The organism is Pedobacter sp. AW31-3R (genome assembly GCF_052180285.1).
Lineage (GTDB): Bacteria > Bacteroidota > Bacteroidia > Sphingobacteriales > Sphingobacteriaceae > Pedobacter.
The window spans coordinates 5,979,876-5,992,128 of sequence record NZ_CP197475.1 but is presented as its reverse complement, the minus strand read 5'-3'; the positions used below and the strand labels follow the sequence as shown (position 1 = coordinate 5,992,128).

7 protein-coding genes are annotated in these 12,253 nt (G+C 39.8%); all 7 read left to right on the top strand.

Translation table 11 applies throughout. From position 1 onward, the window contains the following. Positions 1-49: 49 nt before the first annotated feature. The 7 genes from ACSBL2_RS24415 (at position 50) to ACSBL2_RS24385 (ending at position 12,252) form a co-directional block, all read left to right on the top strand. Entirely contained in the window at positions 50-1,186 is a 1,137-nt protein-coding gene (locus ACSBL2_RS24415; RefSeq protein ID WP_442589165.1) for a thioredoxin family protein, read from the top strand. Between the two features lie 2 nt (positions 1,187-1,188). Continuing rightward, a complete protein-coding gene (locus ACSBL2_RS24410) occupies positions 1,189-3,540 on the top strand; it encodes a DPP IV N-terminal domain-containing protein (protein ID WP_442589164.1) in 2,352 nt (783 codons plus the stop codon). An 851-nt stretch (positions 3,541-4,391) separates the two neighbouring features. Next, positions 4,392-5,789 carry an undecaprenyl-phosphate glucose phosphotransferase gene (locus tag ACSBL2_RS24405; RefSeq protein ID WP_442589163.1) on the top strand — a complete coding sequence of 466 codons (1,398 nt, stop codon included), beginning with the start codon at positions 4,392-4,394 and terminating at the stop codon, positions 5,787-5,789. Positions 5,790-5,868: 79 nt separating this feature from the next. Continuing rightward, positions 5,869-6,600, top strand: coding sequence for a tyrosine-protein phosphatase (locus ACSBL2_RS24400; protein ID WP_442589162.1), 732 nt, complete (start codon positions 5,869-5,871; stop codon positions 6,598-6,600). Between the two features lie 435 nt (positions 6,601-7,035). Then, the gene (locus ACSBL2_RS24395; RefSeq protein ID WP_442589161.1) at positions 7,036-8,433 is read left to right on the top strand and encodes an undecaprenyl-phosphate glucose phosphotransferase; all 1,398 of its coding nucleotides are present in this window, start codon (positions 7,036-7,038) and stop codon (positions 8,431-8,433) included. Between the two features lie 145 nt (positions 8,434-8,578). Continuing rightward, positions 8,579-9,715, top strand: coding sequence for a GDP-mannose 4,6-dehydratase (gene gmd / locus ACSBL2_RS24390; RefSeq protein WP_442589160.1), 1,137 nt, complete (start codon positions 8,579-8,581; stop codon positions 9,713-9,715). A gap of 41 nt (positions 9,716-9,756) precedes the next feature. Further along, a complete protein-coding gene (locus ACSBL2_RS24385) occupies positions 9,757-12,252 on the top strand; it encodes an SLBB domain-containing protein (protein WP_442589159.1) in 2,496 nt (831 codons plus the stop codon). The last annotated feature ends 1 nt before the right edge of the window (position 12,253 follow it).

Below are 12,253 nucleotides of genomic sequence, written 5' to 3'. Positions count from 1 at the left end.
GACCATAACTATATCACCTAAATATATTCAAACAGAAAATAAACATAAAATGAAAGCAATATTAATGTTGATCATGCTGACACTGGGAACCACCGTGTTTGCACAGAACCAGAAGATTAATTTTGAGCCGGTTTCCTTATCGGATGCTTTGAAAAAAGCTAAAGCAACGAATAAGCTGGTCTTTGTTGATTGTTATACCGAGTGGTGTATCCCTTGTAAGCAGATGGAAGCTACCGTTTTTAAGACGGATAGTGTGGCTGCTTTTTTTAACAGTAAACTGGTAAATTTGCAGATAGACATGGAGAAAGGGGAGGGGCCGGAAGTTCTTAAGACTTATAATATTGGTGCTTTTCCTTCCTACCTGCTGATCGATGGAGATGGAAAGGTGCTGTATAAATTTGTTGGTGGTATGCCTGCTGAGGAGTTTATGGTACACATCAGGAAAGGAATGAAAGCTGATAATGAAGAAGCCAGAATGCTGGCTAGATATGCGGCTGGTGAGCGTCAGCCGGATTTGCTGAGGGCACTTGTTCTCTTGAAGCTGCGTATCATGGAAATTGAGGTGGGAAAACATATCAATGGAGAATTGATGGACCTGTTGACTCCTGAGCAACGTGCTTTGCCGGAAAACTGGGTGCTGTTTGAAGAGAATAGGTATGCAATGTATCTTTCTAATGTAGACACACGCAATTTCAATTACCTGGCGGACAACTGGAGGGATTTTGCAGCGACAAACCATAAAGATTCGGTAGACAAGAAAATGTCGCATATTTTTAGAAAACTTGCCAGTGAGTGTTTGGATGGCTATCATTTTAAAAATACGCCTTACCATAAAGCAGACTTTGAACGGTATAAGGCACAGATAACAGCCACGGAAATGCCGGATAAAAACCAGCTTTTGGTATTGATTGAAATGGCGCAGGCTGCCGGGGAGAAAGATTATAAGCGGGTTACTTCGCTGTTTGAAAAAAATATACCTACTTTTTCTGAGGATAACCTAAGGATTACCTGGCCTTATGTTTCCATGTGTTCCCTGATTCCGGGATATAAATATCCGCGTGCCAAAGAAATTGCCAATAAGGTGATCAAACAAACAAAAAATCCTTACCTGGTTTCCACCTGCGAGATGCTGAAAGAACAACAGGTTCGTGCGAATAAACCTGTTAAAGAAGATCAAAGTAAATAGTGATGAACCTGGTAAATGATCAATTAATGAATACCTCTGCTGCTTCCTCCATCGGCTCTTACAGGTTATTGCGCATATTTTTATGTCGTTTACTGTTTTTGTCCTTATTTCTGTCATTGGGTTCTCCCGTATACCTGTATGCGCAGCAGCCTGATTTCGCCGCTGCAGAAAAGTTCGATGCCCCTAACCTGCAGAAACTAATGGGTACCACACAAGTGATCCCCTTTTTTTTAAAGAAAAGCAACAGGTTCTGGATGCTCGATGACCACTCGCCTTCCGGCCCTGCCAATGAGGTTCAACATCAACCTTTGGTTGCTGGCGCGACGGAGGGTAAACGGGAATATTACCTGGTGGATATGGAGAAGAAGGAGAAAAAACTACTGTTTGATAGAAAGTCTATTGTAAAATCGCTGACAAAGCTGGTTGGTAAACCTGTGGATGAAGGAATGATAAATTATTCGGCTGACTTCTCTGAGGATGAGACTATGGTACGGCTAAGCTATAATTCTGTGGATTACGATTATGATTATAAGGGCAGGAAGCTGATTAAACATAAGGAAATAAAGAAAGCACCGGCTGTTTATCTCAGTGGGAATAGTTCTCCGGATAAAAAATGGTTGTTGTATGCGCGTCACCATAATTTATACCTCAAAAATATTGCCGGTACGGCTGATACTACAGAGCGGGCCTTGTCTGCAGATGGAGCTGAGTATTTTTCATTTTCTATCAATGATGAAGATCGGTTCGCTGATGTAAATGCGCAGACAGATGCGGTATGGTCTGCTGATTCAAAAGCATTTTATATCCTGCGGAAGGATACCAGGAAAGTCCAGACGATGACGGTGATCAACTCGTTGTCAGATCCAAGACCCTACCTTAATACCTATAAATATGAGCTTCCGGGAGATCATGATGTAACCCAGTTTGAGTTTTTTGTAGGGAATACGGATGCCGGCAAACTGAAGAAGGTAAACATAGACCGCTGGCCTGATCAGGATGTAGAACTGGTGCGTGGTGGAGTAAGTCAGGATGAGGTGTTTTTACTGCGTAGAAAAAGGAGCCGTGATGAGATGGAGCTTTGTGCCGTAAATATCCGTACGGGAATATTGCGTGTGGTGATCCATGAAGTGAGCAAGCCATTTATCAATGAAGACCTGTTCAATGTGTCTGTTATAAATCATGGCAAGAACATCTTGTGGTGGAGTGACCGTACAGGCTGGGGGCATTATTATCTGTATGATATCAGTGGAAAACTGCTGAATACAGTTACAGCTGGAGATTGGACGGCAGGTAAGCTTGTCGCTACTGACAATGTGAGACACTGTATCTATTTTTATGGATATGGCAAAGAGAAGGAACGGAACCCTAATTATGCTTTTGTGTATAAGGTAAACTTTGATGGGAGTGGGGATAAACTCATCACTCCTGAAGATGCTACACATGCTGTTTTTGTATCGCCTTCTAAGGATTATATCGTAGATAACTTCTCCAGGATAGACCTTGAGCCTGTTACGGTAGTAAGAAGCACCGATGGTAAGTTTATAAAGGAGGTGCTTAAGCCTGATTTTAGTAAACTGTACGCCTATGGATGGAAGCAACCCGAAATGTTTACGGTTAAAGCCAAAGATGGCGTGACCGATTTGTATGGGTTAATGTGGAAGCCTTATCATTTTGACCCTGAAAAGAAATATCCTGTCATCTCACAGGTTTATCCTGGACCTTTTACAGAAACGGTGTGGACGGAATTTACGGTGATTGACCGTTATAACAATACTTCCCTGGCACAAACAGGTTTTATTGTTGTCGTTATGGGGCACCGTGGAAGTTCGCCATACCGAAATGCGAAGTATTATAAATTTGGACATGGGAATTTGAGGGACTATGCTTTAGAGGATGATAAATATGGATTGGAGCAATTGGCTGCACGTTATCCTTTCATCGATTCAAATAAAGTTGGAATATTTGGGCATTCCGGGGGGGGAATGATGTCTACCGCTGCCATTTGTACCTATCCTGACTTCTATAAAGTAGCTGTATCTTCTTCGGGAAACCATGACAACCGGATTTATAACCGGACATGGGGGGAAAGCTATCAGGGCTTAGATAAACCGGTAGATTTAAACCAAAGTCTGGCTGCGGGCTTAAAAGGTCACCTGCTCTTGGTTTCGGGTGAATCGGATCCCAATGTCAATGTTGCGGGCACTTACAGAATGGCTGATGCATTGATTAAAGCAGACAAAGAATTTGATATGTTGATCTTACCGGGACAGAGTCATACCTATGAAGAACCCTATAAAACGTATTTCCAAAAACGTTTACGGGCGTACTTTGCTAAATATCTGTTGAAAAATTAGTTTGGAGACAGAATAATTTCCTGTTTTATGGTGGATTATTGCTCCCAATGGGGGTGGAATTCATTATGAAACAGGATTTTTTGTGAAAAGCATAAATCTCTTCCTCCCCACACGGCAGTCTTCGGGAAGAGCAATTCAGTACCCTGATGCCTTTCGTTATTTTTAAAAAAGCAGTATATAGTCTGTGTGTGTTGTTGAATTGAATTCAGGACTACATTCATAAAATTGGGATGATTGCCGTGATTATTCTGGTGCTAATCAGGTTATGTTTTTATAAACGTAATCCAATCAATATATGATATCATCTATTTTGGATAAAATCTAAATAGTTGATTAAGGCAGGAAATGATACTGTTAAGCGCTGAATAAGCTGAACAGTTCATTTTTTATGCGTATTCTGTGTTACAAAGAGGTTAAAATTGTATAATTTATAGTTTTTGGTAAAATTAAGATACCGGTCTTGGCATTCTTTTTGTTAAAAGGTGTAGAAACAAATTATCTTATATAATGTTTTCAATCAAAAAGCATTAATTCGAGTATAATGTGAGGATTGCTTTATCCAGTTTTAACTGGATTTATTCTTTGAAATTCTTGTTTAAGAACAAAAAGTTTGGTGACTGGTATCATTGTTTCTTGAATTTTATAATTTGTGGATATACTTTTAGTTGTATTGTAAAGTTTTTTAATCTAAATTTGCTCCTAACAAAAATGAACAAAGTGAATAAAATTTAAACGTATTATCCTTTAATACTTTAAAAAAATCAGATTTGTCCATTTTGTGAATAGGAGATTAGTAAAATACGGTGCGGAGCAAAGTATAACGTTTAATTTAACATCAATAATTCAAAAATATGGCCATTCAAACCCGTTACATTTATCTTTTGAGATACATTCTACCGGTAACAGATGTATTAATGCTGAATCTGGTGTATTATACATCCTTTTATGTTACAGGAGATCTGGGGAGGTCACTTACTACGGAGATCAACCAGCATTATGTAGTGGTGTGTAATTTAATATGGTTATTTACGACTGCACTATTCGGATTATATAGCTCTTATAATGCCAGAAAATTAGAACGTATTTATAGGGGTACATGGAGAAGTGTGGTATTACACTTTCTGATTTTTTCTGTCTACCTGTTATTTTCCAGGAATGGTGATTTCTCGCGGGCCTTTTTATTGGTCTTTTATGGTTTGCTGACTATCGCTTTCATTTTAAACAGGTTTATTGGTACTTCCTTTCAATATGTATTGTTAAATAAATTTAAGGCAAAAAAAGTGGTTGCCGTAATGGGTTCAAATGATACGGCCATCAGGATATCTGATTATTTGCAAAAACAACGCAGTTTGAGCTTCTACGGTTTCGTTGGAGATGACGACAGCATTTATTCTGAAGTTGGGGGTTCTGTTTCTGAGTCTGTTTCCAATACACTTGCTGCAGCGTCAGAGAATGGAGTAAAAGATGTATATGTAGCTGTAGCACCCGAAAGAATGTCGGATGTGAAAGCCCTGGTACAGGAAGCAGATCGTTTATGTGTAAGGCTTAAATTTATTCCTGACCTGGGAGGTTCATTATCTGCTCCCTATACCATAAGTTATCTGGGAGGTGAATTCCCTATCATTACCTTAAGAAATGAGCCTTTGGAAAGTGTAGCCAATAGGTTTAAAAAGCGGGCATTTGACTTGGTGTTCAGTGCTTTTGTGATTGTGTTTGTCCTCAGTTGGTTATATCCTATCATTGCTTTACTGATTAAAGCTCAGAGTAAAGGACCTGTTTTATTTAAGCAATTGAGAAGTGGCAGGAACGATGAACCATTCTGGTGCTTTAAATTCAGGAGTATGACGGTCAATTCGGAAAGTGATAACAAACAGGCTACTAAAAATGATGCAAGGGTAACCCCTATTGGCCGCTTCTTAAGGAAAAGCAGCCTTGATGAAATGCCTCAGTTCTTCAACGTGTTTTTAGGAAGCATGAGTGTTGTAGGCCCTCGTCCGCACATGTTGAAACATACAGAAGAGTATAAAGCGATTGTTAGTCAGTTTATGGTGCGTCATTTCATGAAACCCGGGATTACCGGATGGGCACAGGTAAATGGCTACAGAGGGGAAACAAAAGAGAAAGTTGACATGGAAAACCGTGTGAAATGTGATATTTACTATCTGGAGAACTGGACAGGAATGCTTGATGTGAAGATCATCTTCATGACGGTTATTAATGCAGTTAGAGGTGAGGAAAACGCCTTTTAGTTCAGGTTGGTTTCTTTTTATTATATACTTTGAACTTTTTATCATTGAATAACGTTTATGTAGTTAAAAATAACCGTTAATGTTTTCCATTTTTAGAAAAAAAACTCCCATTATTGATCATGTCAACTGGCTAGGTGTTGATATTCATTCGCATCTGCTTCCGGGAATAGACGATGGATCAGCTGATCTTGAACAATCTATGTCCTATATCAGGAAATTAAACAATTTCGGTTTTGAAAAATTGATCTGTACTCCCCATATTTTTAAAGATTTTTATCCAAATACTCCTGCAACAATTTTTCCGGTCCTGGAAAGTGTGAAAAGCCAATTGAAAACTGAAGGTATTTCGGTTGAAATGGGGGCAGCTGCGGAATATATGATTGATGACGGATTTGAGATGACAGATGAGCTGTTGTGTTTGAAGGATAGGTATGTGCTTATTGAAATGTCATACTTGTCTGAAACACCCGATATTGAGCAGGTGATTTTCGATCTTCAGGTAAAAGGATACCAGATTGTACTCGCGCACCCTGAAAGGTATAACTTTTACCATGCGAATACAGCCCGTTACCAGAGGTTGAAAGAAATGGGTTGCCTTTTCCAGCTCAATTTACTTTCTATAGTTGGATATTATGGTAAATCAGTCAAGGTTGCTGCAGAGTATTTACTTCAGCAAAAGCTGTATGATCTTGCGGGTACTGATATGCACCATGATAAACATATGGGGATGTTCAGCAATGCGGTGAAAAGTGGCAAACTGTACCAATTACTGGGCAACTATGAATTTAAGAATAAAGAATTGTTTTTGTAGTTGGGAAGCTGTATTTGAGTTGTTGCCAGATAAAACGATGTTCGGATAAACTTTTTGCATGTTATTCTCGTATATCAAATAAAATTGGGTTTTTATTTTTGAATAGCAGTTTTATAATTTATGATTACTGTTTGAAACTTTGGCTCAATACTTGTTTAATAGGGAATAAATAGATTGTTAATGTCAAATCCTTACCCACACTGCTGGAAATGCAGCACACAATACCATTATCAGATTCCCCGGCCATGGGTAATCAAAAATGTATTGTTTTTTTTGCCGGTTAGAAAATATTTTTGTCCACGTTGTGTAACTGGCAGGTACACCTGGGGTGCACTAAAAAACAGGCCTTCAGAATATACTGCTAAGGCATATGTAAATAGCTCATCTCCTTCCTCTTCCAAAAAGTCATAATTAAATAAGAGTCTTCTTAAGATTATGGCTATCCAGACCCGTTATATTTATCTGTTGAGATATATTTTACCGGTTACTGATCTGTTGTTGCTGAATGCGGTCTATTTCTCTTCCTACCTAATTACCTCACAGCTTGGGGAAACACTGAGCCATGAAACAAATTATCATCATGTGGTGGTCTGTAACCTGGTCTGGTTATTCAGTGCTTCCTTCTTTGGTCTCCAAAATGCACATGGAGTAGGTAAACTTGAGAAGATTTACCGCGGTACCTGGAAGAGTGTGGTGCTTCATTTGGGATTGTTCGCGGTTTATTTGCTTTTCACCGGAAATGCGGAATTCTCCAGGACATTCCTGGTATATTTTTATTGCCTGTTGTGTACCGGATTTATTTTAAGCCGGTTCATTGGGACAACCTTTCGCTACCTGATCCTCCATAAGTTTAATGCAACAAGAAAAGTAGCCATTATCGGGACTGACCATACCGCTTCTCGTTTAGCCCTCTATTTTGAAAATCAGAGTAATGTTGATTTTTATGGTTTTATTGCTGATGATGAATCTTTTTACTCCCGGAATGGAACTCCGCTATCGCCGGTTTTCTCCGGTAAATTAGCAGCGGCTGCAGGGATAGGGGTAAAGGATGTATATGTAGTAATTGCCAATCACAGGATCAATGAAATTGGGCCACTGGCTAAGGAAGCTGACAGGTTGTGCATTCGTCTGAAATTTGTCCCTAATCTGGGCGGCCCTTTATCTGCCCCGTATAAGGTACATTACATGGGTAGTGAGTTTCCGGTGATCACCCTGAGGCACGAACCATTGGAGGATCTCAATAACAGATTTAAAAAACGGGCTTTTGATATTGTATTCAGTGGGCTCGTAATTGTTTTGATTATGAGTTGGTTATATCCTATTATTGCTTTGCTGATCAAATTGCAAAGCAGGGGGCCTGTATTGTTTCGGCAATTGCGAAGCGGAAGAAATGATGATGCCTTTGTTTGTTTGAAGTTTAGGAGTATGCAACTGAACGAAGACTGTGATGAGGTGCAGGCAACAAAAGATGATCTGCGGGTGACTTCCATAGGTCGTTTTTTAAGAAGGACTAACCTGGATGAGATGCCACAGTTTTTTAACGTTTTTAAGGGGGATATGAGTATCGTGGGGCCGAGGCCACACATGCTGAAACATACAGAACAATACAAGCTGATTATTAATCAGTATATGGTACGACACTTTTTGAAACCGGGAATAACTGGCTGGGCACAGGTGAATGGATTAAGGGGGGAGACAAAAGAATTGAAGGATATGCAAAGAAGGGTGGAATGTGATATCTTTTATCTGGAAAGGTGGACGGCCATGCTGGATGTGAAGATTATCTTTATGACGATCACAGATATGATGAAAGGCAATAAAAATGCCTATTGATCATGAAGATGTTGTATCATAAGTTTATTGAAGACTGAAGGTTTCAGGAAAGATAAATGATTGGAGTGATAGTATCATAAATTTCCAAAACCCCGAATATTTGCTCTATATTTACTTTTTAAAACAGTATAATCTAACTATTGATATGAAAGTTGCTTTAATTACGGGCGTAACTGGCCAGGACGGAGCTTATTTGGCCGAATTTCTTTTAAAAAAGGGATATATGGTACATGGTTTAAAAAGACGCTCATCTTTGTTTAATACGGATCGTATTGATCATCTTTATCAGGATCAGCACGAGAATAATGTAAATTTTAAACTGCATTTTGGCGATTTGACTGATTCAACCAACCTCATACGTATTATTCAGGAAGTACAGCCTGATGAGATCTATAATCTCGCAGCAATGAGCCACGTGCAGGTAAGTTTTGAAATGCCTGAATACACGGCGAATGCAGATGGTATTGGCACATTGAGATTGTTGGAGGCAGTGAGGATTCTTGGTTTGGAGAAGAAGACGAGGATTTACCAGGCTTCAACTTCTGAACTGTATGGCCTGGTACAGGCAGTACCACAAAGTGAAACCACTCCCTTCTATCCAAGATCACCTTATGCTGTGGCTAAAATATATGGTTATTGGATTACAGTGAATTACAGGGAGGCCTATGGGATGTTTGCCTGCAATGGTATCCTTTTTAACCATGAGAGCCCACTTAGGGGAGAAACATTCGTGACCCGGAAGATTACGCGCGCGGCCTGTAAGATTGCCTTGGGATTGCAGAAATGCTTGTACCTCGGTAATTTATCAGCACAAAGGGATTGGGGGCATGCAAAAGATTATATTGAAGCGATGTGGTTGATTTTACAACAGGATGTAGCAGAAGATTTTGTCATAGCCACGGGTGTAACTACAACGGTAAGGGACTTTGTAAAGATGAGTTTTGCTGAATTGGGCATCGAGATTGAGTTTAGCGGAAAGGATGAACATGAACGTGGGGTTATTATTGATGTGGATTCCGAAATTATTGCTGCATTGGGATTAAATGATACATATTTGAAACCAGGTACAACAGTAGTGAGTGTGGATGCCAAATACTTTAGGCCTACAGAAGTAGATTTATTATTGGGCGACCCTACCAAATCTAAAACCAAACTGGGTTGGGAACCCAAATATGATCTGCCTTTGTTGGTTAAGGATATGATGCAGTCTGATTTGCAATTAATGAAGAAGGATGAGCATTTAAAAACCGGAGGTTTTGAAACACTGAATTATTTTGAATAATAGGTTTGCTTCGCCTTATCCTGACAACACAATTATTGACTATGTTATATAAAAATATATTACCCCTTTTTGCGCTTCTTTTATTGCTGTTTTTCACTGACACTGTGTGTGCACAAACGAATTATGCCAATGTTAAAGTAGATGAACTTACCGATGTACAAATTAAATCTATGATGCAGCGGGCAGAATCTATGGGATATACTGATGCCCAGCTGGAACAGATGGCACAGGCTCAGGGAATGAAAATTACTGAGATCGAAAAGCTGAGGATGAGGGTGGAGGGAATAAGGGCGAATAATGTAAGCAATGGGACTGCTTCTTCGGTGTCTTCTTCTGGTAAGGTTACTGATAAGGGCAATGTTACGCAGAATGGCAGGACTTATCCTGGTGATACTGTGATGAACAAAAGCCAGGGGGTAGCCGATATTAATCCGAAGATATTTGGAGCTGAATTATTTGCAAACAATAACCTTAAGTTTGAGCCAAATATGCGCATGGCTACGCCAAGAGGATATATTATTGGGCCGGATGATGAATTACTGATTGATTTGACCGGGGATAATGAGGCCAATTACAGGTTAAAAGTTAGTCCGGATGGAAATGTAAGGATAGAATATGTTGGTTTGGTTGCTGTGAATGGCCTATCTGTTGAACAGGCTTCTGCCAAAGTGAAAAGTGCCATGTCGCGTATTTATCCCGGCCTTAAAAATGGACGTAGCCAGGTGGCTGTGAATTTGGGAAATATCAGAAGTATTAAAGTGACAGTTGTGGGGAATGCAATTAAACCCGGTACCTATACCTTATCTTCCTTATCCAATTTGTTTAATGTATTGTATGCTTGCGGGGGACCATCAGAGAATGGATCTTTCCGTAATATTCAGCTGATACGTAATAATAAAGTAGTCAGTACACTTGATGTGTATGATTTCTTGTTGAAAGGAATGCAGTCTGCCAATATCCGCCTGCAGGATCAGGATGTCATAAACGTACCGGTCTATGTGACCAGGGTAGAGATGAAGGGGGAAGTAAAAAGACCAGCTTTTTTTGAAGTGACCAGTAGAGAGACTTTGCAGGATGTTATCGGCTTTGCAGGTGGTTTTTCTAATAAAGCATATACCGCCAGGATTAAGGTTTTGCAAAATACAAACAAGGAACGACGCATAACAGATATATCGGCTGAGGAATTCGAAAAGTATAGCCCTTTAAATGGAGATACTTATGTGGTCGAGGAGATTTTAAACCGTTATACCAATAGGGTAGAAATAAATGGAGCCGTTTTCAGACCTGGTGAATATGCTTTGACAGATGGACTTACCCTAAAACAGTTGATAGAAAAAGCAGAAGGCTTGAAAGAAGATGCTTTTTTAAACCGTGGATATATTTCAAGATTGAATGCAGATAATACGCTTTCATTGTTGTCTTTTGAGTTGGATAAAGTATTGAATGGTGCCCAACAGGATATTGTTTTACGTAGGGAAGATAAGGTAAGTATTTCCTCTATTTTTGATTTACGGGATGAGTATAAAGTGGATATCAAAGGAGAAGTCAGAGCCCCTGGAACTTTTACTTATGCTGAAGGGATGACCCTTGAAGCACTTATACAGATGGCTGGTGGTTTTAAAGAAGGGGCAACACCGGATCGTGTAGAAATAGCGAGAAGAATAAAGGATAGTGATGCCCAGTCTGTCACTGCAAGAACTGCTGAAGTGTTTAATGTGAAGGTTTCACCAAGCCTTAAGCTGCAGGATTCTGTTTTTATTCTAAAGCCTTTTGATATCGTATCTATAAGGAATGCTGAAGGGTATTTACTGCAGCAGCAGGTTAGGGTTGAAGGAGAAGTACTTTATCCCGGAATTTACACGATTACCAATAAAAATGAACGTATTTCTGATGTGGTGAAAAGGGCTGGTGGCCTTACCGCATTGTCTTTTGCTGAAGGAGCTTCCTTAAAAAGGCCAGGGTCAGAATCGCTTAGTGATACAGGCTCCTTAAGCAAGAGTGTCCAGGAGAAAAGAGAGGATGAGCGGCAGAAAATGGCTAACCTGAAACGGCTTCAGGGGGCAGGAGTGCAAGACACAGCACAGTTAGTGGAAGATGCCAGGATACTGGGAAGTGATTTGGTAGGTATAGATTTGATTCGTATCCTTAAAAAACCAGGTTCGAGAGCCGATTTGTTACTGGAAGACGGAGATGTCATCAGGGTACCCAAACAATTGCAGACCGTAAGGATTACCGGAGAAGTATTGAGACCTATTAATGTAGTGTACGATACCCGGAGAAGTATGAAGCAATACATTAACGGTGCAGGTGGATTTACATACAATGCGAATAGAAAGGGGACATATATCCAGTATGCCAATGGTTCTGTTGACGCGACAAGAAAGTTTTTATTTTTTAATGTTTATCCTCAGGTAAAACCAGGAGCTGAAGTGTTTGTCCCTAAACGAGCCCCCCGTGAAAAAATTGGTTTATCTGGTTTGGTAGGTATTTCCAGTGCACTTGCCACATTGGCCGCAGTATTAATTAGTGTGTTTTAAT

Bases quoted from the DNA above. Each gene is read 5' to 3' on its own strand.
- ACSBL2_RS24415 (WP_442589165.1), top strand. From the start codon at position 50: ATGAAAGCAATATTAATGTTGATCATGCTGACACTGGGAACCACCGTG.
- ACSBL2_RS24410 (WP_442589164.1), top strand. From the start codon at position 1,189: ATGAACCTGGTAAATGATCAATTAATGAATACCTCTGCTGCTTCCTCC.
- ACSBL2_RS24405 (WP_442589163.1), top strand. From the start codon at position 4,392: ATGGCCATTCAAACCCGTTACATTTATCTTTTGAGATACATTCTACCG.
- ACSBL2_RS24400 (WP_442589162.1), top strand. From the start codon at position 5,869: ATGTTTTCCATTTTTAGAAAAAAAACTCCCATTATTGATCATGTCAAC.
- ACSBL2_RS24395 (WP_442589161.1), top strand. From the start codon at position 7,036: ATGGCTATCCAGACCCGTTATATTTATCTGTTGAGATATATTTTACCG.
- gmd (WP_442589160.1), top strand. From the start codon at position 8,579: ATGAAAGTTGCTTTAATTACGGGCGTAACTGGCCAGGACGGAGCTTAT.
- ACSBL2_RS24385 (WP_442589159.1), top strand. From the start codon at position 9,757: ATGTTATATAAAAATATATTACCCCTTTTTGCGCTTCTTTTATTGCTG.